Here is a 23992-nt window from a genome sequence, read left to right as displayed (position 1 = left end):
TTTTTATATTCTTGGTTATGAAGTTTTAATTGCTCTGAATCGTGGCAGTTTGATAAAAAAAATTGCATTACCACATAAAATGAGAATCACACCAATCACCGCATGCATTTGCCAATGATAACCTTCCCATATAGTCGATATAACCAACGCCACCAAAGGAAATAACAAGGTGCTATATGCAGCTTTCCCCGCTCCAATTCGACCAACCAAATAAAAGTAAGCCGTAAAGCCAATCACTGAACCAAAAATCGCTAAATAGAGTAATGCGCTAACCGAACTCCCTGACATGCTCGGAAAAAAGTTGTCATGCTTAAACCATGAAATTAAAGCCATTAGCAAAGAACCATACAACATTGCATAGGCATTAGTCGTAAAAATATCCAATCCATGTTTTTGATGGCGCGTACTAATCATATTGCCCAGAGAAAAACCATAAGTTCCTAAAATACACAATCCAATACCCATCAACATATTGCTATTCAAGGTTGTACCCATGACATCGTGCCAAAACAAAGCGATGATCCCAAACAGACCAAATAATGCAGCAGGATAAAAACGGGACGATATGTGCTGAGCAAAAAATAGTTTGGTATTGATCGTGTTGAAAATCACAGCCATCGAAAAGATCACTGCTTCTAAGCCACTACTAATGTATTGCACTGCATAATAGAAACAGACAAAGTTAAATCCAAAAATACAGCATGCCTGCAACATGCAAAATAAATGATCTTGAGTTGCCAGTTTTTGCAACTTGCGACTCATCACAATAAAAGCGAACAAGACAATTGCTGAAATAAAAAATCGCCAAAACACCGCAACTGTGGTCGATATTTCACTTTGCTGTTGCAGTGTAATTGCGATCCATGTCGTCCCCCAGATCACCACAACCAAAGCATATAACAATGCATTCATAGCTTTTTAACCAAACTTAATACCACACTGTAAAGTTTGCATCTTTGCAGCATTTCTTTTCTTTCATTTTCTTGTGATGATTGTCATTAGCTTGCGTTTTTTAATGTTCGTTATATTCAGATGACAACTAAGGCTGAACGTCCTACACTTAATACAATCATACTTAACACTTTGTATAGAAGATGAAATATCAGATTCTAGATCAATTACAGCAACATAAAGCTCAATTGCTTGACTCAGTTGAATTGGGTTCAGGTATGCAATTGGCCATGTGGGAAAATAATCAAGATCGCGTCAATGTCTGTAGCAATCATCATACTTTAAGTATGTATATTCATGGTGGTTATCAGAGTTATCAAAAGACACCTCAAGGTTGGCACAATGGCGGTGGGCCTGACCGTATGTGCCTCATGCCCCAAGATTATGAGTCGACCTGGGACTTGCGTGATCCACTAACTTTTGTTCATCTTTACTACACAGAACAACATCTAAAACGTGTAGCAGAACAAGTTTGGGATAAAGAACCTAGCCAAATTATTTTAAATCCACAAATCTTCGTCGCCGATCCCCAAATCTCAATGATCTATCGGCATTTTTTACTCAATGCTGAATGGGAAAACCGCGAAAATCATTTACAGATGAGTACAGCAACTACGCTATTGCTTAATCATCTCATCAAGAATTATAGTCATGCACACTGGCAAGCACCTGTCGTAAAAGGTGGGCTTTCACCATATGTGCTCAAACAAGTTTTGCAATGGATTGATCAACATTTGCATTTAAGTTTGACGCTCACGGATTTAGCCGAACAAGCGCAATTAAGTGAATATCATTTTGCGCATATGTTCAAACAATCTATGAAAATGCCACCACACCAATACGTCATGCAACGTCGACTTGAGTTAGCCCATCAAGCTCTACACGCAACCAAATTAAATTTAACTGAAATTTCAATGCGATATGGCTTTAGCTCGAGCAGCCATTTTAGCCATCGTTTTAAAAAACATTTTGGATACGCACCTTCACTGCTGCGAAAAAACCTAAGCTAATCTTTGAAGTTTCACATATTTAAAAATCTACTTTTGCATATAGACCTTTAGCCAAAAGTCGTTTAAAACTCCCACAATCCAAGCTTTTTGTCATATAATTTAGCCCGCCAGCTTATCGCCCGCTCAAGAGAATTTTGATATGACAACGATCATCAAACAAGATGACTTGATTACATCAATCAAGGATGCCCTCCAGTTTATTTCTTACTATCACCCTCAAGACTTCATCCAAGCGATGAGCCGTGCTTATGATCGTGAAGAAAACAAAGCTGCAAAAGATGCAATTGCTCAAATCCTCATCAACTCACGTATGTGTGCTGAAGGTCATCGACCAATCTGTCAAGATACAGGGATCGTCAACGTTTTCCTTGAAGTCGGCTTAGATGTTAAATTTGATTTAACCATGAGCTTAGACGATGCAGTGAACGAAGGTGTACGCCAAGGTTACTTAGAAAACTCAAACGTACTTCGTGCTTCAGTGCTTGCTGATCCAGCTTTTGGTCGTAAAAACACCAAAGACAATACACCTGCTGTCATCCACTACAAACTCGTACCTGGTAATAAAGTTGATATTACCGTTGCGGCTAAAGGTGGCGGTTCAGAAAATAAATCTAAACTTGCGATGCTAAACCCATCTGATTCAATCGTAGATTGGGTACTTAAAACTGTACCAACGATGGGTGCAGGCTGGTGCCCACCAGGTATGCTCGGTATTGGTATCGGTGGTACTGCTGAAAAAGCCATGATGCTTGCAAAAGAAGCACTTATGGAAGAAATCAACATGGACGAATTACTTCGTCGTGGTCCACAAAGCAAGATGGAAGAACTCCGTATCGAGATCTTCGAAAAAGTAAATGCACTGGGCATTGGTGCTCAAGGTCTTGGTGGTTTGACAACTGTTCTTGATATTAAAATCAAGGATTACCCATGTCACGCTGCGGGTAAACCAGTGGGTATGATTCCGAACTGTGCTGCCACACGCCACGCACACTTCCAGTTAGATGGTACAGGTGTAGCACACATCCAAGCACCTAAACTTGAAGACTACCCTGCTGTAACTTGGGATTCATCTCAATCAAAACGTGTGAATCTTGATACCATTACACAAGAAGAAATGAATTCTTGGAAACCAGGTGATACATTACTTCTTAACGGTACAATTTATACAGGTCGTGATGCTGCACATAAGCGCATGGTCGACATGTTAAATAATGGTGAAGAACTTCCAGTCGACTTAAAAGGTAAATTCATTTACTACGTTGGTCCTGTTGATCCTGTTCGTGATGAAGTCGTTGGTCCTGCTGGTCCTACAACTGCAACGCGTATGGATAAATTTACACGTCAAGTCTTAGAAGCAACTGGCTTGTTCGGCATGATCGGTAAAGCGGATCGTGGTCCAGCGGCTGTTGAAGCAATCAAAGACAATAAAGCAACTTACTTAATGGCTGTGGGTGGCGCTGCTTACCTCGTTTCTAAAGCTGTACGTGAAGCTGAAGTTGTTGCATTTGCTGACCTAGGTATGGAAGCAATCTACAAATTTGTGGTTGAAGATATGCCTGTTTCTGTTGCCGTTGATGTGAATGGTACGTCTATCCACGCAACTGCTCCAAAAATCTGGCAAGCAAAAATTGGTAAAATTCCAGTTGTAGATGCTGCGGCACAATAATCCGCTCATCAAAAAAATAGCCGAATCACTGCATTCGGCTATTTTTTTATTTAAAGCTTCTGTTAAATTATAAAAATGAATAACAATAACGAGGCAAATATGAACATAAATCCATTCCATTATCTATTGCTATGCCTTGCTATTTGTACTTCACAGGATGTATCAGCTACTCCTGCGCAAACTAAATCTGTTCAAGAATTAATTAAAGCCAGTGACTTAGAAAAAGTACTGAACAACTCCTTTGAAGAAATGCAACCTGCTTTAGACTTAGAAGCTGAAAGGATTATTTTAGGTATTTTAAATAAAGAAAAATTAACAACCAATCAAGAACTCTTAGCAGTATTAGAACTCAGCCAATTATTAAAAGAGACCAGTTCAAAATTATTTGCTCGACCTGAAACAATTCAAGCGATTGAAAAAATTTATAAAGACACACTCAGTGAAGAAGAAATTCAGGCTTATTTAAAGTTTTTAAAAACCCCTGAAGGTAAGTCAATCAATCAGAAAAACTTACAGATTAGTACAAATGTATTTCAATATATGAATACCCTAAGTCAAAAAACGCTAAGCGATCCCGAACAAAGCATTCAATTGAAAGAGCAATTTCTATCTATCATTCAACCACTAATTCAACAGGAATAGAAATTGCTCATTAATACAATCAATTACCAAGTTAAAGGATTCCAAAGTTTAAATGGTTTAACCAAGTGAACCTCTGACTTTTGATCATATTTAGCAGGTTTTAACTCCTGAGGCTTAGAACGAACTTTACCTGAGGCATCTTGCGCAACAAAATTATAACTAGATGATTTTAATCGAGTAAATGCAATTTCTTGACGTGCCACTTTCTCTGGCATTGACATAAATGGACCTGTTGGTTCACTTCTTGGTAACTTATTCTCTTCGTCATATTTAATGAAATAAGTTTGGGCTGCATCAACTGTAAAATCTAAATATTTCGGTTTTTGAAAATGTAGGCCTGCTAGAGGACGACTTACACTTAAGCGATAAGTTCCAGCTGGTAATTCCAACCAATAATAATGATTATGTAATAGACTTGGAATGCGATGACCATTGATAAATAGATTAGCAGCAGCAATTTCTTGGCGATTCCAGCGAGTGTCTGGGCGATATAAATAGACTACCGCGGCTTGCTCATTTTGTGGCTTGATAGGAGCGTAATATTGACCTAATTTTTGGTTTACCCATCCACCAACAGTAAAACCACCCACATGATATTGATCAAATAAACCTGGTTTCTTATCTGTATCGACAGGAGGTAAAGTTGCTGTTAAGACGACTGGATTTTCTTCAACTGCTTTATGACTTTGACAGCCCGCCAAAATCCCTACACAACATAATGACAATATTAAATAACGCATGACATCCCTCAAGGCGTTTTCTTGGATTTATTTTTAACAGCGCAAAACTATGCGGATTATTCAATTTTTAAGATTAACACCTCACCGTTCAATTGCAAATAAAAAAAGCATGAAAAGCTAAGCCTTTCATGCTTTTTTAGATGAATGTGAATTAAGCAGATTTTGAATCTACAACTTTCAAATCTTTCTTCTCAATCAATTCAGCTGTCGTCGTTTGTGGTAAACGCTCTGGCTTATATGTCGGTTTAGCTGTTCCATTAATCACAGCCTCATCAACAATAACCGTGCCTACATCTTTGCGACTTGGTAAATCATACATTGTTTCAAGTAGTACATTTTCCAAGATAGAACGTAGACCACGTGCGCCAGTATTGCGCTCAAGAGCTTTCTTCGCTACTGCTCGTAATGCAGACTCATCAAATACGAGGTCAACATCTTCCATCGTGAATAAATACTGATATTGCCGAGTTAATGCATTTTTTGGTTCAGTCAAAATCTGCATCAATGCTTCTTCATCCAACTCATCAAGCGTTGCAATCACTGGCAAACGACCGATAAATTCAGGAATTAAACCAAATTTCACCAAATCTGTTGCTTCAACTTGACGGAATAATTCAGAGACTTTTTTACTGTCATCTTTATTTTTCACATCAGCTGTGAAACCGATACCGCCTTTTTCCTGACGTTGCTGTACAATTTTTTCCAAACCTGAGAATGCGCCACCGCAAATAAATAATATATTTGAAGTATCGATTTGGATAAATTCTTGTTGAGGATGCTTACGCCCTCCTTGTGGAGGAATCGAAGCCACTGTACCTTCAATCATTTTTAATAATGCTTGTTGTACACCCTCACCCGAAACATCGCGAGTAATCGATGGATTCTCAGACTTACGCGTGATCTTGTCGATTTCATCAATATAGATAATGCCTTTTTGAGCTTTCTCTACATCATAATCTGCCTTTTGCAGCAATTTTTGCACGATATTTTCAACATCTTCACCCACGTAACCCGCTTCGGTAAGTGTTGTCGCATCCGCCATAGCAAAAGGGACATCAAGTAAACGTGCAAGTGTTTGAGCAAGTAAAGTCTTACCAGAACCTGTTGGTCCAATTAATAAAATATTACTCTTAGCAATTTCGATGTCTTGATGTGCATGATGTGTTTGCCCAACTTTCAAACGCTTATAGTGGTTATACACCGCAACAGATAACGTTTTCTTCGCAAGATCTTGCCCAATAACATATTGATCAAGTGCTGCACGTATTTCATGTGGCTTTGGCAATGGTTTGGTTGCCCAATCACCCGCTTCAACCTGTTGACTTGTTTGAACTAAGTCTAAGCACACATCTACACATTCATTACAAATATATGCGTCCTCACCTGCAATCAGTTTCCCGACTTCAGACTGCGTTTTACCGCAAAATGAACAATGTTTTTGTCCTTGAGGATGTTCGGACATATTTACTCCCATCTTGAATCTTAAAAATTACGGACGCTTACTAAGGACTTGATCAACCAAACCATACTGTTTTGCAGCTTCAGCCGTCATGAAATTATCACGATCAGTATCACGAGCAACTGTCTCGTAATCCTGCCCGCTATGTTGCGCCATTAAACGATTTAAACGCTCTTTAATAAACAAAATCTCACGTGCATGGATTTCAATATCAGATGCTTGTCCACGGAAACCACCTAATGGTTGATGGATCATCACACGTGCATTTTCCAAGCAATAACGTTTACCTTTTGCACCAGCATTCAAAAGGAATGCACCCATAGAGGCAGCTTGCCCCATACAGTATGTCACAACATCAGGCTTAATAAACTGCATGGTATCGTAAATTGCCATACCTGCCGTTACCGAACCACCTGGAGAGTTAATATAAAGGTGAATATCTTTTTCTGGGTTTTCTGCTTCTAAAAATAACATCTGCGCGACGATTAAATTCGCCATGTTATCTTCAACTTCACCTGTCAAGAAAATAACACGCTCACGTAACAAACGTGAGTAAATATCAAAAGAACGCTCACCACGAGATGATTGTTCAACGACAACAGGAACTAAAGCATTTTCAATTGTTGGAACATACATATGTTTACTTATTCCTAAATTATTGTGACTCGATCTATGCCAACAATATGAGGGATAATCGCTGAAATTGCAAAAGGTTCAATCTGAAATATTCGAATATTTAGACTAAAATCTGGCATTTTTTAGACAAATTAACACATTCATAACACATATAAAAAAAGGCGCATTACGCGCCTTTCTTTTCAACTTTTAAAAGATTAGCCACGGCGAGCTTGTTGTTCTTTTAATAAGTCTTCGTAGCTTACAGCCACATCATTTACTTTAGCAGCAGCCAAGATGTGATCAACAACTTGGTCTTCTAACACAACTGCTTCGATTTGAGCACGTTGTTGTTTGTCATTTTTGAAGTATTCAACAACTTCTGTTGGATCTTCATAAGAAGAAGCCATGTCATTGATATAAGCATCAACGCGTGCTTGGTCAACTTCAAGTTTAGCATCAGCTAATACTTTGCTTACCAATACACCAAGCTTCACTGATTTTTCAGCTTGTTCTTTGAACAATTCATCTGGAAGCATGCTGCTGTCAAATGCGCCTGCACCTTGAGCACCAAACTGTTGAGTGAATTGTTGGATCATTTGTTGACGTTGACGATCAATTTCTTGAGCAACCATTGATGCTGGAACTTCGATTTCGTTCGCAGCTACAAGCGCATCAAACGCAGCTTGTTTAACTTGGTTGCGAAGACCGTTACGAACTTCACGTTCCATGTTTTTACGAACGTCAGCTTTTAACTTGTCTAAGCCTTCTTCTTCAGTTAAACCAAAGATTTTTAAGAATTCAGCATCAATCTCTGGAAGCTTTTGTTTTTCAACAAGTTTCACAGTAATTTTAAACTGAGCTGCTTTACCTGCTAAGTTTTCAGCTTGATAGTCTTCAGGGAAAGTTACATCAATAACTTTCTCTTCGCCTTTCTTCATGCCAACGATACCGTCTTCAAAGCCAGGAATCATACGACCTGAACCAAGAACAAGTTTAAAGTCTTCAGCTGCACCGCCTTCAAACTTCTCACCATCAACAGTACCTTCAAAATCGAAAGTCACTTGCATATCTTTTTTCGCCATGCCTTTGGTTTCAGTCCAAGAAGCACGTTGCTTTTGTAAGTTTTCAATCATTACATCAACGTCTGCATCGTTGATTTCAGATGATTTACGATCAATCTCTAAGTCAGCAAAAGATTTAACTTCTACTTCTGGATACACTTCTACAGTCGCTTCATAAACTAAAGCGTCATCTTTGTTTTCAACTTTTTCAATGTTCGGCATGCCTACAGCATTGATTTTTTCTTGTTGAATTGCTTCGAATACTGTATCACGAATAAGGTCATTCACAACTTCTTGATAGATGCTCGCACCATATTCACGGCGAACAACATTTAAAGGCACTTTACCTGGACGGAAGCCGTTGATCTTCACAGTTTTGGCAGTGCGTTTTAAGCGAGCTTCAAATTGCTCGTTAACACGGCTCGTCGGTACAGAAACATTTAAACGACGGGCAACGCCCGAAACCGCTTCAGTCGTTACTTGCATGGCTTCCTCGATATATAGTTAGTAGTAACAATTTTTAAAGTGCCACATTATATGACAACTTTGCTGATATACAAAATTCGACAAGCATTCTAGCAGTAAAAGTTGATCTGAACATATCAGCAAGTCACCCACGATTTATTATTTTTCATAGTTTATGAATAAACTCGGTTGTTCTTGGGTAATTTCGTGAAGAATTCTATTAGATCAATATGCTTAATTTTCACCCAATCAATTACAACACAATCTTACATTTCGCTACACTATTCTATTTCTTTTTCCAAATTTACATGATCTAAGCATCGTTAAATCCAATCGAGAAAAATTGCATATAAGAATAAGAATAATTATTATTTGCATGAATTTTAAGGTTTACATGGATACGATATGTCTTCTTTTATCAGAACACGTAAGAAGTTTGTTTCATCTGCGATTGCATCATCTCTTTCTATGATTGCAACTGCAGCAATCGCGCAAGATAAAGAAAATGTGGTTCAACTTCCAACGATTCATGCAGAAGCAACTGCTGAACAATTAAAAGTTGATGTATCTGCAAACAATAAATATGTCGCCCCACTCAAAGACACACCAAAATCAGTTTCAATTCTTTCTCAAAAATTACTTCAAGAAACTAACTCAAATACCCTACTTGAGGCTCTCCGCAATGAACCTGGCATAACACTTGGAGCTGGTGAAGGTGGTGCCCCTTATACAGATATTCCATATATTCGTGGTTACAACAGTCAATCTGCAATTTACGTAGATGGTGTGAGAAACTCAAGCGCCCAATCTCGTGATATGTTTGCAATTGAGCAAGTTGAAGTTACCAAGGGTTCAAGTTCTGCTTTAACAGGTGGCAACGGAGTCGGTGGTAGCATCAACCTAATTCCTAAAATTGCTCATGAGGGTACCCAATATCAAGGTACTGTTGCGGGTGGTACTGACAACTACAAACACATTCAGCTTGATGCCAACAAAGACTTTGGTAATGGTGTTGCCGGTCGTGTTGTCGTTATGGGTCATGAAAATGAAAAGCCAGGACAAAGTAATGGTGCAGAATACTCACGCGTTGGTATCGCACCTAGTCTTGTATTGGGCTTAGGTTCTCCAAACCGTGCAACATTGAGTTATTATTTCTTAAAAAGCAACGATGAACCTGATTCAGGTGTTCCATTTAACAACTCTAACGTTCCAGCATCAGCACCAACCGGCTCTGTAAAAGGCGATGGGAAACCTGTTGATGTAAAACAGGGTGCATATTACGGCTGGAAAGCACGTGACTTTGATAAACGTGAAAATCACATCGGCTCATTGAAACTTGAACATGATTTTAATGATGATTTAACACTGAGTAATACTGCATCTTATAGTTTATCCAAAGCAGACTATATCAATACAAACCCAGACGATTCTAAAGGCAATATCTATAGCGATAAAGTTTGGCGTCGTGCAACCCAATCGATTCGAGAAACACAAGCCTTCACAGATCAACTGTCTTTAACTGGCAAGCTCAAAACAGGTTTATTGACACATAGTTTTAATGTGGGTGCTGAATATAGTCATGAAGAGACCGAACGTGGTACTTACAACATGACATACCCCGGCTACCTAGATAAGAATGGTAATATTGCTGTTTCAACTACAGGTTTCAATAATACCTGTCAAAATAATGATGGTTGGTGCACAAGCTTAAGTAATCCATCTGGCAATGCACCTTGGTTAGGTACAACCACAGCAAACCTAAAACAAAGAATCACAACCAATGAAACGGTATCAGTCTATGCTTTAGACAGTATTGAATTCAATAAATACTGGTTACTAAATCTAGGTGTACGTTGGGATCAATTTGACTCTGAATTGGACTTTAAGAAAGATTTCGTAAGAGGTTCAACCACAACTCCTGCAGGAACAGTATATAGCAATGATACGGATTTCTTCTCATATCAAGCTGGTGTAGTATTCCGTCCTACTGAACACGGTAGCATCTATGCAAGCTTTGCGACTTCTGCAAACCCTGTAGGTATTGATGTCGATGTAGATATGGATGCGGCAAATCAGACGCTTGATCCAGAAAAAGCTCGTACATATGAAGTAGGTACAAAATGGAGTCTCTGGGAAAACCGTGCAAACATTAATGCTGCACTTTTCCGAACAGAAAAACAAAATACACGTATCGCAATTGATGCCGAAACATCAGCAAATGCTGGTGAAAGCAAAGTTGATGGTTTTGAACTGGGCTTAACTGGTCATATTACTGACAAATGGGAAATGGCTTTAGGTTATAGCTACCTTGACAGTAAAGTAGAGAAAGCTGCGTACAACAAGGTTGCTCAAGAAGGCAAACCACTACCATTTGTTGCAAAAAACAGCGCTAGCTTGTGGACAACCTACCAAGTTTTACCAAAACTAACCTTAGGCGCCGGTGTTCAATATCGTGATAAAGTTTTCTCTGACACAACATCACCGAAAATCTTGCCAACATTCACTATCTATAATGCAATGCTTCAGTACGAAGTTGATGAAAATGTCGATCTTCAGCTAAATGTTAACAACATTTCTGATAAGCGTTACTTTACAAGTGCTTATACCTCTCACTATGCAAATGAAGGTGATGGCCGCAACGCAGTTCTTGCGATCAACTTTAAGTACTAAATCCCTTAAAAAACTAGGGTATTTACTTAAACTCATCTAAAATAGCCTCACTATGAGGCTATTTTTTATAATAATCAATTGAAAGGGATATGCTCAGTGATCCATCACATTCCGAATGTTTTGACAAAAGAACAAGTCGCCGAATTCCGTAAATTAATGGAAGCAGCAGATTGGGTCGGTGGAAAAATTACAGCTGGCACACTCTCAGCATCCGTAAAACGTAATCAACAACTTTCAGAGAGTGACCCTTTAACCCACCAACTTAGTGCACTTGTGATGGATGCAATTTGGAAAAATCCAACTTTCCAAGCAGCTGCACTCCCCAAGCAAATGATTCCACCTTTGTTTAATCGCTACGATGAACACGAAAGTTTTGGTTTTCATGTCGATAATTCAATTCGTTTAGTGAGAGGGACTCATCAACAACTTCGTACAGATTTATCGTGTACTTTATTTTTGAGTGAACCTGAAGAATATGATGGTGGTGATCTCGTTATTGAAGATACTTATGGCTACCATGAAGTGAAATTACCAGCAGGTGATGTCGTACTCTACCCTTCAACAAGCTTGCATGAAGTCAGTAGTATTACGCGTGGTACCCGATTTGCTTCATTTTTTTGGGTACAGAGTTTGATTAGAGATGATCAAAAGCGTCATATGCTCTTTAATTTGGATGAAAGTATTCGTCAACTTCGCATAGATCATGGTGATGCATACCCAGAAGTAATGAAACTCACCAATATTTATCACAATCTCATTCGTATGTGGTCAGAACTCTGACCACTTCATTTTTCGTCATGCTGAATAAATTCTATAATTTTTATTAAAAAATAGACTGATTTAGAAAAAATATCCCACTCAACTATCAATTCTTGCAAAAAACAGGAAAACATTTTCCACAATTAAGAGCTAGAATGCTGTTATAGACCTTTGCAGCCAGCTTATTTTCACCTAGACTGATTTTTATTAGATGATTAATATAGCTGCAAAACCGAATCATAATTTTGAATGGTTGATGATGAAAACAAATTACGGCTTTACCCATCCGTCGAATATAAACCATCTTGCTGCTCTCCTGATGCTGCGCCTCGCGCGCGTATAAATTTTATTGCCTAAGTTTGAAGGCATTCGATCCAAATATTCTCTTTTAATTTATTCGTATAGACACCATATATATTTATAGTATGTTGCATTTATAAAAATTCGCGACCCCTGCTATGACAAGGAGTTACCTCATGATGTTGGCTGACCCAAGCAAAAAATACCGCCGTATGTATCAACGAGTGGATTTACCAGATCGTCAATGGCCGAATAACGAAATCAACCAAGCACCGATTTGGATGAGTACCGACCTTCGTGATGGTAACCAAGCGATTTTTGAACCAATGAATATGGATCAAAAATTAAAAATGTTCCATATGTTAGTCAAAATCGGCTTTAAACATATTGAAATTGGTTTCCCATCTGCGTCTCAAATTGATTTCGATTTTACCCGTATGTTAATCGAAGAAAATTTGATTCCTGATGATGTTTATATCGAAGTCTTGGTTCAAGCTCGTGATCATTTGATTGAGCGTACTTTCGAGTCATTAATTGGTGCTAAACGTGCAATTGTGCATATCTATAACTCGAACTCTCCGACTTTCCGTCAAAAAGTTTTGAATGTAGACGTAAATGGTGCTAAACAACTTGCGATTAATGCTGCGAATAAAGTGAAAGAATATGCAGCACAATATCCTGAAACAGAATGGATTTTCCAATATAGCCCTGAATGTTTCTCAGCAACAGAATTAGAAGTTGCCAAGGATGTTTGTGATGCGGTTACTGAAATTTGGGAAGCATCTCCAACCAATAAAGTGATTTTGAACTTACCTGCAACAGTTGAAGTTTCAACACCAAATGTTTATGCAGATCAAATTGAGTGGATGCACCGTAACTTGCAACGTCGTGATGGCGTAATTATCTCAGTTCACTGTCACAATGACCGTGGTTGTGGTATTGCTGCATCTGAATTAGCCATTATGGCAGGTGCTGACCGTGTTGAGGGTTGTGTGTTTGGAAATGGCGAACGTACGGGTAATGTCGATGTTGCAGCAATTGCCTTGAACATGTATACCCAAGGTGTTGCACCAAATTTAGATTTCTCGAACATCAACGAAATCATTGCAACTGTTGAAGAATGCACGGGCTTACCTGTTCACCCTCGTCATCCATATGCAGGTGATTTAGTCTTCACAGCTTTCTCTGGTTCTCACCAAGATGCGATCAAAAAAGGCTTTGAGTTCCAGAAAAACGAAGAAATTTGGGATATGCCTTATTTACCAATCGATCCTAAAGATTTAGGTCGTGACTATGACGCTGTTATTCGTGTAAATAGTCAATCAGGTAAAGGTGGTATCGCATATTTATTAGAATCAAACTATAACGTTGCATTGCCACGTCGTGTTCAGATTGAATTTAGTCAAATTGTTCAACAACATACTGATGAGAATGGTACTGAAATCAGTGCACACGAGATCTGGACATTGTTTGAGAAAACTTATGTCGATATCAAAAACCATCACTACCAAACTAAACATTATCAATTATCAGACATCAATGGCACACAAATCATTGAATTAGATATTGAAATTGAAGGTGAAATTCAACGCCTACGTGGTGAAGGTAACGGCCCAATCTCAGCAATGTTAAATGCTTTACAGTTGCCGATTGACGTTGTGAACTATGAAGAACGTAGTATTAGTTCAGGTGCAAATGCCAAAGCCCTTGCATTGATTGAACTTCAAGTCAAAGGTACAGGTAAGAGTGCATTTGGTGCAGGTGTACACGACAACATCGTAACCTCTTCAATCGATGCGATTATTGCATGTACAAACCGTTTGATCGAACAAGGTGTATTAACAACTGATCAAGTGGTTGCTGCCGCAGTCTAAGCTTATGTTGTAATAACAGAAAAAATGGCTTTTGAAAGGATACCTGAATTGGTATCCTTTTCATTATTGATAAAAGATTTATACAGGCGAATTATTCCAGTGTCTTTTCCATCGGATTCAGTGGGTTTAGTCACACCACAAAAGTTTCAGTTCGAACAACCTCTTGAACTTGAATGCGGGCGTATTCTGCCCCGTTTTGATTTAATGGTTGAAACCTATGGAACACTCAATGCAGATAAATCGAATGCCATTTTAATTTGTCATGCATTGTCAGGTCATCATCATGCCGCAGGCTATCATCATGAGGATGATAAAAAGGCTGGCTGGTGGGACAGTTGTATTGGACCTGGAAAAGCGATTGATACAAATCATTTTTTTGTCGTTTCTTTAAATAATATCGGTGGCTGTAATGGTTCTACAGGACCAACTTCACCAAATCCAGAAAATGAAAACCGTCCTTATGGTCCTGATTTCCCACTAGTTACAGTTCGTGACTGGGTAAAAACTCAAGCCATGCTATCTGATCGTCTTGGTATTGATATTTGGTATGCGGTGATTGGTGGCTCCTTAGGCGGAATGCAAGCATTACAATGGTCATTGGATTATCCTGACCGCTTACAAAAGTGTGCAATTATTGCCAGTGCACCTAAACTTTCTGCACAAAATATTGCCTTTAATGAAGTTGCTCGCCAATCAATTCTATCCGACCCTGACTTCCATCACGGTCGTTATCTTGAACATGACAGTTATCCAAAACGCGGTTTGATTTTGGCTCGTATGGTTGGTCATATTACTTATTTGTCTGAAGAAGCGATGAAACAGAAATTTGGTCGTGATCTCAAATCAGGCAAATTTATGTACGGCTTTGATGTCGAATTCCAAGTTGAAAGTTATTTACGTTATCAAGGCGAACAATTTAGTCGCAATTTTGATGCAAATACTTACTTGATTATGACCAAAGCCTTGGATTATTTTGATCCATCTCGTGAGTATGAACATTCATTGACTAAAGCAATGAGCAAGCCTAAATGTAAATTTTTGGTGATTTCATTTACGACTGACTGGCGTTTTAGCCCGAGTCGCTCACAAGAATTGGTTGATGCTTTGATTGATAATCATAAACCTGTCAGCTATTTAGATATCGATGCTGAACAAGGGCATGACTCGTTCTTATTCCCAATTCCGCTTTATGTCAAAACACTTCGAGCATTTTTAGGTGGAGAACAACAGTTGCAATCGACACCGCAGGAGCTTCACTAATGCGTATAGATCAACGACTCGCCGAAAAATGGATTAGCCCTAATTCTAGCGTACTAGACTTAGGTTGTGGTGATGGCGAACTGTTGGCTCATATGAGCAAACAGCACAATATTCGTGCTTATGGCTTAGAAATTGATCAAGAAAAGATTGCAATTGCCATCAGTCGAGGGTTAAATATTATCCAACAGGATTTAAACTTGGGTTTAAGCCGTTTTGCCGACCAGTCGTTTGACTCTGTGGTTATGGCACAAGCTTTGCAAGCTGTAGATGCGCCCGATGTATTACTTCGTGATATGGTGCGTGTCGGAAAACAGGCAATTATTACTTTTCCAAACTTTGCGTATTGGAAGACTCGTTCTTTTCTTGCATTGAAAGGAAAAATGCCTGTTTCTGAAGCTTTACCCTATATGTGGTATAACACCCCAAATATTCATTTATGTACTTTCCGTGATTTCGAAGCCTTATGTGCAGAAAACGGAATTAAAATTATTAATCGACTTGCCGTTAATGGTGACCAACAAGGTAGTGTGCTGAGTAAGCATATGCCGAACCTATTTGGTGAAGTCGCAATTTATCGAGTGAGCGCTCTATGAAAAAGACATTAATCAGCACGTTTTTATTTGGCATAGTCAGCTTTCAAACGCATGCAGAGTATGTTGCTCAACCACAGTCTGTAGCAACACAAGCAGCTAGATACTCTGTGATGAGTATTGGCGAGTTACAAAGCGCTGCAAAAGCTGGTCAAGCTGGTGCGCAGTTTTATCTAGCTACACGCTATCAATATGGTAAAGATGTCGCTAAAGACGAGAAACAAGCTTTTGCATTGTTTAAGGCTGCTGCCGATCAAGGTATCTCTGCGGCTCAACTGAATGTTGGTCGTATGTATGCAGATGGCATTGGCACAAAGAAAGATGAAGTATTGGCTCGCAAATATTTCGAAAAAGCAGCAAGTAACGGCGACAATCGTGCAAGCTTCAATCTAGCCATGATGGAAGAGCAAAAGAAAAACTACGTAGGTGCGTATCAGTGGTATGAGCTTTCAACACGTGATGGCATGCTCGATACTAAAGTGATTAGTCTTTCTGAAGGTAAGAAAACAGCTTTGGCTGCAAACTTAACTCAAGAGCAAATCCGTACCGCACGTGACCGTGCTGATAAATGGATTCAAGCGCAGTAAACTAGTTTAGATCACCTGATTTATTTAAAAAAACCGACTGTTGAGAGTCGGTTTTTTATTAATAAAGGAATAAAATTGAAAATTTTAACTTGGAACTGTAATGGTGCTTTCAGAAAGAAAATTGAATTATTAAAAGAGATTGATGCAGACATATACATAATTCAAGAATGTGAAAGTGAAGAAAAGTCTCAAGGAACTTATGATAGTTGGCTACCTAATCGAATATGGAAAGGCCATAATAAAAACAAAGGATTAGGAGTTTTTGCTAAAGAGCAATTTAAATTAGAACAGTTATATTGGGAAGATTCAAACCTAGAACTATTCTTACCACTTAAAATCAATGATGACTTTCAATTGTTAGCTGTTTGGACAAAATATGCTAACTCTCCAACATTCCAATACATCGGACAACTATGGAAATATTTACAATTACATAATACAGCTATTGCAACAAAAGCAACTATTATTTGTGGAGATTTAAATAGCAACGCTCAATGGGATGTATGGGATCGTTGGTGGAATCACAGTGATGTGGTCAATCAGCTAAAAACAATGAATATCCATAGTCTTTACCATGAACTAACAAATGAAGAACAAGGCAAGGAAAAGAATTCAACTTTTTTTATGAATCGAAACCAAGAAAAAAATTATCATATCGATTATTTATTTAGTCATACTAGTTTATTCTCTGGAAGAAACTCACATTTTAAAATTTTTGATAAAGATGAATGGCTTCAATATAGTGACCACTTACCAATATTATTCGATCTTAATACTTGAACTAATTTATCTTATTTAAACAATTTTCTATTCTATCTTAAAATAACATATTAAAATCCCACTCAATCTGAGCTGATCTAAAATATATATGTCTACTCCATTATGGCTTAATCAACGCAGCCTTGTGCTTGCAAGCAATAACAAAGGTAAAATTGCTGAATTTGATCATCTATTTCAACAACTCAATCTACCCGTCGAAATCATTCCTCAAGGTAAACTCAATATCGAAGATGCGATTGAAGATGGTTTAAGCTTTGTTGAAAATGCAATTATTAAAGCTCGCCATGCATCTAAATTTTCAGGCAAACCTGCTATTGCAGATGACTCGGGTTTATGTGTGCCATTCTTAGATGGTGCACCAGGTATTTACTCAGCGCGATATGCTGGCGAACATGGTAACGATGCTGCCAATAACCAAAAACTTTTAGCTGACCTCGCACCTTTCCGCAAAGACGGCGAAGTGATTGAAGGCATGTTTGTTTGTGTACTAGCATTGGTCACCCATGCCGAAGACCCTCTACCACAAATCTTTCAAGGTATTTGGAAAGGTGAAATTTTAGAAACTGCTCGCGGAGAAAATGGATTTGGTTATGATCCCCTCTTTTGGGTAGCTGAACGTAACTGTTCAAGTGCTGAACTCAGCAAAGAAGAAAAAAGTAAAATCAGTCATCGTGGCAAAGCGATGCAGCTCTTCAAAGCTAGCTTAATATAAATCGCACTGCGTGCTCTAGTTAATAAAAACTAGAGCACTTTTAGATAAAATAAAAATCAAATACGCTGAATTTAGAATAACAAAAACCTTGTGTTAAACCTTGATTACAAACCAAAAAATAAAATTACCTATTCAACTATTTAAAGCTATTTATCCCTCTGTCGCAAAATTGCAATATAAGTGTCACATATTTGTCATGCCAAGCTGTTGAGATATATACAAAGTTTGTATAGGAATAAAATTATGGCTGGTTTATCAATTTGGCACGTACTCATTTTCGCAATCGTAGTTATTTTACTTTTCGGTACATCAAAGCTTAAAAACTTAGGTAAAGATGTCGGTGGTGCAGTTAAAGATTTCAAAAAATCAATGAAAGATGACGAAGCGGCAGCATCTCTAAATGAACCCCGTACGATTGATGCACAAGTAAAAAATACTGAAAGCTCAATCAAAAGTTAAGCGAGCAACAATATGTTAGATGTTGGAATGTCCGAACTTTTGGTGTTCGGCATTATTGCTTTACTTGTGCTTGGACCAGATAAATTACCTCAAGCAGCTCGCTTTGTCGGGAAATGGTATGGCAAAGTGAAGCGCCTTGTCAGTAATGTGCAAAACGATATTGATCGTGAATTACGCCTATCTGAATTACGCGAGCAGATGCAGCAAGAAATGCAACGTATTGCTGAACTAGAACAAAAAATGCAAGCTCAAATGTCTGAGCTCGAACAACAAAAACGAGAAATGTTTGTTCAACCAAGCAAACAAGAACAAACAACAGATAACATTAGTTATCCTACTTATCACTATGTGAAAGAGCATTCTTCATTTGTATATGTGGAAAAAAATATTCAAAAGGCTCAGACCACTATTTTTCCTGCACCAGATCATCAACCTGAATTTAAGGTGGCCGTATGAGTACATCCTCTCATTCTCAGTTACCTGCTCAATCGATTGACGAATCAAAGCAAAAGATTGAACTTGAAGAAATGCCGATTACCAAGCATTTAATGATCTTGCGTCAGCATTTATTCAAGATCGTTGGAGTTTTATTACTCCTATTCTTTTGTTTATTACCATTTGCAAATCGTACCTATCAGTTACTTTCTGAACCTTTGCGAGCACAGCTTCCTGTTAGCTCATCAATGATCGCAACAGATGTGACTGCAACATTCATGGCGCCCTTTAAGCTGAACTTTTTTGTTGCACTGATGTTAGCAATGCCTTTTATTATTTATCAGATTTGGGCATTTGCTAAACCTGCATTATATGAACGCGAAAAGACACTTGCTCTTCCTTTATTACTAAGCAGTATTTTTCTATTTTATGCAGGAATTGCCTTTGCATATTTTGTTGCATTACCTTCGATTTTACATTTTTTCATCAGTGTTTCACCTGAAACTGTAGCGCCAATGACAGATATCAATAGCTATCTAGCGTTCTGTTTAAAGCTATTTCTTGTATTTGGTTTAACCTTCGAAATTCCAGTGATTACACTGCTTTTGATTCTGATTGGAGTCGTGAGTACACAAAGTTTGATTGAGAAACGAAGATTTATCATTGTTGGCTGTTTTTTCGTAGCAATGTTTGTTACACCGCCTGATGCTATTTCTATGATCATGTTAGCCGTTCCGATGTGGTTATTGTTTGAGATTGGATTATTTTTTGGCAAGATTATCGAAAAAAGAAAAACAACTTGATTACTTAGTTCTTATAACTACAAACAGGCTTCTCGCCTGTTTTTTAATTTTATTACTTTAATTTTTAATTGATTTTTCACAAAGCTGTCACACAAGTGTCAAGGCTTCGTCACATTTAAACATTAAGTTTATTGGGGGAAAACTTTTAGAACAACTGTTATATTTTTTAGGAAAAATTCCATGACCGAGCTATCGCCATATCATGAAGATCAAGAGTTGGATAACAACACATCGGATAATATTCATTTCCGTGACATTTTAGAACAGCACATTAGCCGCCGCAGTCTCATCACTAAAACTGCGAGTGGTGCTGTTGCATTAACTTTAGCATCGACATTAACTGGCTGTAACGACGACGATAATAACTCGAGCAATAATGGTGGAACACCGCCAACACCTGTTGATCCAAATAAAAAACCAGAAAAATTAAACTTCTCTCCTGTTGCTAAAAATCTAAATGACATCGTAACAGTGCCTGAAGGTTATGAAGCAACTGTACTTTATGCTTTAGGGGATTCAATCAATCCTGCTTACGGTGCGTGGGATGATAACAATATTCCTTCAGGTTTAAGTTTTGAATATCGTTCTGGTGATTGCCATGATGGTATGACATTCTTTGGTTTAAATAGCTCAACTCAACGTTACGATGCAAATGTATCTGAACGTGGTTTATTAGTTATGAACCATGAATATATCAATCCAACCTTCCTTCATCCTAAGGGACCAACGAAAGTTGATGGTCGTCGACCTGAAGATGAAGTCATTCGTGAAGTGAATGCTCACGGTGTTTCGGTAATCGAAATCAAAAAAGACAAAACTTCGCAAAAAGTAGAAGTGGTTAAAAACTCAGTTTTTAACCGTCGTATTACAGGTTCTACAGTGATGGATTTTGCTGGTGCTGCTGCAGGTTCAACCCTTCTAGCTACTGCCTACTCTCCAGCAGCTCGTCAAACTCGTGGTACACATAATAACTGCGGTAATGGTTATACACCTTGGGGAACTTACCTGACGACTGAAGAAAACTTTATTGGTTACTTTGCTCGTAGTGCGACAGATGACACCTTGCGTCGTCCAGAAGAAATCATTGCGCTTAAACGCTATGGTTTAAAAGCAGGTTCAAGCTCTCGTTATGGCTGGGAAACAGTAAAAGCTGGTGTACTTTCACAAGATCTTTATGATCGCTGGAATGCAGATGTAAAAGCTGAAATAGCGGGTAATGATTACCGTAATGCACCAAATACATTTGGTTGGATGGTAGAAATTGACCCATTTGATGGTCGTCAAAATCCGGTTAAACGTACGTCTTTAGGTCGTTTTGCTCATGAGGATTGCCGTACTAGCCGTGTAATTGCAGGAGAAAATCTTGCTTTTTATATGGGTGACGACTCTCGTGGAGAATATATCTACAAGTTTGTATCTGATGCAAAATGGGATCCAAAAGATATCAATGGTGGCTATGCTGCTGGTGATAAATACATGAATGCAGGTAAACTTTATGTTGCCAAATTCAATAATGACGGTACGGGTCAATGGATTGAGTTAGCCTTTGGTAAGAATGGTTTGAACCAAAGCAATTCAGTCTATCCATTTAGTTCACAAGCTGATGTTGTCACTTTTGCTCGTTTAGCAGCTGATGCAGTTGGCGCAACAAAAATGGATCGCCCTGAGTGGTGTGCGGTTAACCCTGAAAATGGAGAGGTTTACGTTACATTAACCAATAACTCAAATCGCGGTACTAACTATCCAACAGATGCAGCAAATCCTCGCTTTTACGAAGACCAATATGCAGGTACAAAAACCAATAAAGGTAATGTAAACGGTCATATTATTCGCTTGCGTGAAACAGCTGATAAAACAACTGCTGAAAGCTTCAACTGGGATATCTATCTATTTGGTGCTGAGGCATCCGGAGCTGCAAACATCAACCTTTCAGGTTTGACAGATAATAATGATCTTTCAAGCCCTGATGGTATGTGGTTTGACCCACGTGGTGTACTTTGGATTCAAACAGATGACGGCGCGTATACTGATGTAACGAACTGTATGATGCTTGCTGCACTTCCAGGTCAAGTTGGAGATGGAGCAAAAGCAACGACTTCAAATGGTACTGAAACCTTAGTTGGTAAGAAAGTAACAGATGAAACTTTGCGTCGCTTCCTTGTAGGACCTAAAGAGTGTGAAATTACAGGTGTAACAATGACACCAGATTACAAAGCAATCTTTATTAATGTTCAGCATCCAGGTGAAGACTCTGCAGACTATGCATCTCCTTCAAGTAACTGGCCAGCAACTCAAACGAACCCAAGCAACAAAACTGCACGTCCACGTTCAGCGACTGTTGTGATCACTCGTAAAGATGGTGGTGTGATTGCAGGCTAAACCCTAAAATCACCCCAAAAGAGCCTATCTACAACGATAGGCTCTTTTTTTATTTTACTAATGGAATAGTTAATTCGATGAAATTTCCTTGCTGTTCACCTTGTTGTGTTTTTTCAATCCATTGCCACTGGTCTGTTGTCATTCTTAAAAAATTGGAACATCGTGTGCCATATATCGGACTTTGAATAAAAGTCGAAGAAAGTAACTCTTCCATTTCTTTACTAATCCCCGTATCGGGTAATAGATCTGGAATAATTTTCCGCTCATCTTCCAAAATATCCCATGCAGCATAATTTAGATCATGTTGAGGAATATGAGTCTGCTGTAACATCGGCAAAAATTCTTGGGTAAACCGCTTACGCAAATGCTTCGTTTTCTCCCAGTCCTCTGACATTAGCCCATTTGAAACGACATATACACCATTTGCCAAAACCTGTGGTGCTTCTCCCCGATTACTCATGTAAACAGCCTGTTCTCTATCGCCGACAAACAGGTTAAATCCTGCATAATCCTGTTGTTTGCCTTCCAATTGTTGAGCAAAACGTATAGGTGCTAAATCACTTTCTAAAAAATCTTGAATGAGTTTGCCACGTGAAGGTTCGTAATGATTTTGATCTCGTCCATTACGAAAATTAGTCACAATCGCCCAGCGACCTGAAGCTGTGACCCCCATCCATGATCCACCCGATTGCAAATCTTTGCCTGCTATGATCGAACTCTGCTCCCATGAATGCAGCATTGCGCTCGGTCGATGGTAAAATTCATCTCGATTTGAAAGTAAACAAAGTGGCATGTCTTCAAGCACATGCCATGCAAAAGCAACAATACACATTATTTTGTTCTCACATCTTTACACATTGAATGTACAACATTTTTCAGATCATTCCGCTACAATCTACTCAAAACTTAATTTCAAATTCAAAATTGAGGAACAGCAATGCTGACCTATCCAAATATAGATCCAGTTGCATTGAGTTTAGGACCTGTCAAAGTACATTGGTATGGACTTATGTATTTATTGGCATTTCTTTTTGCATGGGGACTCGCCTCCTATCGTGCCAAACAACGTGATGGCTGGACAGGAGATATGATTTCCGACCTTGTGTTCTACGGTGCATTAGGTGTAGTGCTCGGCGGACGCGTCGGTTACGTCTTATTTTATGAGTTTGGGAAATTTCTGGAAAATCCACTTTGGTTATTCCAAGTGTGGACAGGCGGTATGAGTTTCCATGGTGGTTTCCTTGGTGTCATTATTGCCATGTTATTTTGGTGTAAAAAATATCAAAAGACTTGGTTCGAGACTTTAGACTTTATCGCTCCATGCGTACCGACAGGCTTGATGTTTGGTCGTTTTGGGAATTTTATTGGTGGTGAACTTTATGGTCGCCAAGTTCAAGATCCGAACTATGCATTTGCTATGATTTTCCCAACTGACCCTTTAGGTTTGGTTCGTCATCCATCGCAAATCTATCAAGCAATCTGTGAAGGTCTGATTCTATTTATCGTCTTATGGTGGTTTAGCTCTAAACCACGCCCTCGCATGGCAGTATCTGCTTTGTTCTTGGTTGGTTATGGAGTCGCTCGTTTCTTTATGGAATTCTTCCGTCAACCCGATGCAGACCAAGGTTTTATCTTATTCGGCTGGATGACCAAAGGACAGATTCTCAGCTTCCCAATGATCATCATTGGACTCTGGATGATTTGGTATGCCTACCGTAAAAATATCTATGATTGGCAGCTTAAAAAATAATTAAAGGGAGCAAATGCTCACT

22 protein-coding genes are annotated in these 23992 nt (G+C 38.7%); 16 read left to right on the top strand and 6 right to left on the bottom strand.

All coding sequences use genetic code 11. The features are described 5' to 3' along the window. Positions 1-15: 15 nt before the first annotated feature. The gene (locus IRT38_RS05470; protein WP_194597140.1) at positions 16-912 is read right to left on the bottom strand and encodes a DMT family transporter; all 897 of its coding nucleotides are present in this window, start codon (positions 910-912) and stop codon (positions 16-18) included. A gap of 182 nt (positions 913-1094) precedes the next feature. On the opposite strand from IRT38_RS05470, the gene IRT38_RS05465 reads away from it, so the two are divergent. The 3 genes from IRT38_RS05465 to IRT38_RS05455 all read left to right on the top strand — a co-directional run bounded on the left by IRT38_RS05465 (position 1095) and on the right by IRT38_RS05455 (position 4269). Continuing rightward, positions 1095-1961, top strand: a complete 867-nt coding sequence (locus tag IRT38_RS05465; RefSeq protein WP_194597139.1) for a helix-turn-helix transcriptional regulator — start codon at positions 1095-1097, stop codon at positions 1959-1961. A gap of 139 nt (positions 1962-2100) precedes the next feature. Continuing rightward, on the top strand, positions 2101-3627 hold the full coding sequence (locus IRT38_RS05460; protein ID WP_004909213.1) for a fumarate hydratase: 1527 nt from the start codon (positions 2101-2103) through the stop codon (positions 3625-3627). A 99-nt stretch (positions 3628-3726) separates the two neighbouring features. Beyond that, positions 3727-4269, top strand: a complete 543-nt coding sequence (locus IRT38_RS05455; RefSeq protein ID WP_039908525.1) for a DUF2059 domain-containing protein — start codon at positions 3727-3729, stop codon at positions 4267-4269. A 23-nt stretch (positions 4270-4292) separates the two neighbouring features. Here IRT38_RS05455 and IRT38_RS05450 read toward each other — a convergent pair whose 3' ends face one another. The 4 genes from IRT38_RS05450 to tig form a co-directional block, all read right to left on the bottom strand. Beyond that, a complete protein-coding gene (locus IRT38_RS05450; protein ID WP_005403224.1) occupies positions 4293-5009 on the bottom strand; it encodes a DUF2846 domain-containing protein in 717 nt (238 codons plus the stop codon). Positions 5010-5160: 151 nt separating this feature from the next. Beyond that, on the bottom strand, positions 5161-6471 hold the full coding sequence (gene clpX, locus IRT38_RS05445) for an ATP-dependent Clp protease ATP-binding subunit ClpX (RefSeq protein WP_112987309.1): 1311 nt from the start codon (positions 6469-6471) through the stop codon (positions 5161-5163). A 27-nt stretch (positions 6472-6498) separates the two neighbouring features. Beyond that, entirely contained in the window at positions 6499-7104 is a 606-nt protein-coding gene (gene clpP / locus IRT38_RS05440) for an ATP-dependent Clp endopeptidase proteolytic subunit ClpP (protein ID WP_004909225.1), read from the bottom strand. A gap of 197 nt (positions 7105-7301) precedes the next feature. Continuing rightward, entirely contained in the window at positions 7302-8633 is a 1332-nt protein-coding gene (gene tig, locus IRT38_RS05435) for a trigger factor (protein WP_004909227.1), read from the bottom strand. Between the two features lie 384 nt (positions 8634-9017). Between tig and IRT38_RS05430 the strand changes: the two genes are divergently transcribed. The 12 genes from IRT38_RS05430 (at position 9018) to IRT38_RS05375 (ending at position 22220) form a co-directional block, all read left to right on the top strand. Then, on the top strand, positions 9018-11282 hold the full coding sequence (locus tag IRT38_RS05430; protein ID WP_194597138.1) for a TonB-dependent receptor: 2265 nt from the start codon (positions 9018-9020) through the stop codon (positions 11280-11282). Between the two features lie 96 nt (positions 11283-11378). Beyond that, positions 11379-12062, top strand: coding sequence for a Fe2+-dependent dioxygenase (locus IRT38_RS05425; RefSeq protein WP_004678505.1), 684 nt, complete (start codon positions 11379-11381; stop codon positions 12060-12062). Positions 12063-12517: 455 nt separating this feature from the next. Then, positions 12518-14215: a 2-isopropylmalate synthase gene (gene leuA / locus IRT38_RS05420; protein ID WP_194597137.1), complete on the top strand. Its 1698-nt coding sequence runs from the start codon at positions 12518-12520 to the stop codon at positions 14213-14215. Positions 14216-14314: 99 nt separating this feature from the next. Further along, positions 14315-15475: a homoserine O-acetyltransferase gene (locus IRT38_RS05415; RefSeq protein ID WP_004951903.1), complete on the top strand. Its 1161-nt coding sequence runs from the start codon at positions 14315-14317 to the stop codon at positions 15473-15475. Then, positions 15475-16068, top strand: a complete 594-nt coding sequence (metW, locus tag IRT38_RS05410; protein ID WP_004909236.1) for a methionine biosynthesis protein MetW — start codon at positions 15475-15477, stop codon at positions 16066-16068. Before IRT38_RS05415 ends, metW begins: the two co-directional genes overlap by 1 nt. Then, the gene (locus tag IRT38_RS05405) at positions 16065-16652 is read left to right on the top strand and encodes a tetratricopeptide repeat protein (RefSeq protein ID WP_194597136.1); all 588 of its coding nucleotides are present in this window, start codon (positions 16065-16067) and stop codon (positions 16650-16652) included. Before metW ends, IRT38_RS05405 begins: the two co-directional genes overlap by 4 nt. A gap of 75 nt (positions 16653-16727) precedes the next feature. Further along, positions 16728-17432, top strand: a complete 705-nt coding sequence (locus IRT38_RS05400; RefSeq protein WP_039908540.1) for an endonuclease/exonuclease/phosphatase family protein — start codon at positions 16728-16730, stop codon at positions 17430-17432. Between the two features lie 88 nt (positions 17433-17520). Beyond that, positions 17521-18144 carry an RdgB/HAM1 family non-canonical purine NTP pyrophosphatase gene (gene rdgB / locus IRT38_RS05395; protein ID WP_194597135.1) on the top strand — a complete coding sequence of 208 codons (624 nt, stop codon included), beginning with the start codon at positions 17521-17523 and terminating at the stop codon, positions 18142-18144. Between the two features lie 243 nt (positions 18145-18387). Then, a complete protein-coding gene (gene tatA / locus IRT38_RS05390) occupies positions 18388-18603 on the top strand; it encodes a Sec-independent protein translocase subunit TatA (RefSeq protein ID WP_004760687.1) in 216 nt (71 codons plus the stop codon). A gap of 12 nt (positions 18604-18615) precedes the next feature. Continuing rightward, entirely contained in the window at positions 18616-19059 is a 444-nt protein-coding gene (gene tatB / locus IRT38_RS05385; protein WP_004760685.1) for a Sec-independent protein translocase protein TatB, read from the top strand. 71 nt (positions 19060-19130) lie between these two features. Then, complete coding sequence (gene tatC, locus IRT38_RS05380) at positions 19131-19841, top strand: twin-arginine translocase subunit TatC (protein WP_373866019.1); 711 nt, start codon at positions 19131-19133, stop codon at positions 19839-19841. A 180-nt stretch (positions 19842-20021) separates the two neighbouring features. Then, entirely contained in the window at positions 20022-22220 is a 2199-nt protein-coding gene (locus tag IRT38_RS05375; protein WP_194597134.1) for a PhoX family protein, read from the top strand. Positions 22221-22269: 49 nt separating this feature from the next. Here the strand turns inward: IRT38_RS05375 and IRT38_RS05370 are convergent, their stop codons facing one another. After that, a complete protein-coding gene (locus tag IRT38_RS05370; RefSeq protein WP_004951887.1) occupies positions 22270-23052 on the bottom strand; it encodes an NRDE family protein in 783 nt (260 codons plus the stop codon). 105 nt (positions 23053-23157) lie between these two features. Here IRT38_RS05370 and lgt point away from each other — a divergent pair, with 105 nt between their 5' ends. Next, the gene (gene lgt, locus IRT38_RS05365) at positions 23158-23970 is read left to right on the top strand and encodes a prolipoprotein diacylglyceryl transferase (protein ID WP_194597133.1); all 813 of its coding nucleotides are present in this window, start codon (positions 23158-23160) and stop codon (positions 23968-23970) included. Positions 23971-23992 lie beyond the last annotated feature (22 nt).

Source organism: Acinetobacter sp. SK-43 (genome assembly GCF_015351505.1).
In the GTDB taxonomy this organism is placed as follows: Bacteria; Pseudomonadota; Gammaproteobacteria; order Pseudomonadales; family Moraxellaceae; genus Acinetobacter; species Acinetobacter junii.
Note: the sequence above shows the minus strand (reverse complement) of the source record. Positions and strands in the feature narration are given on the sequence as shown.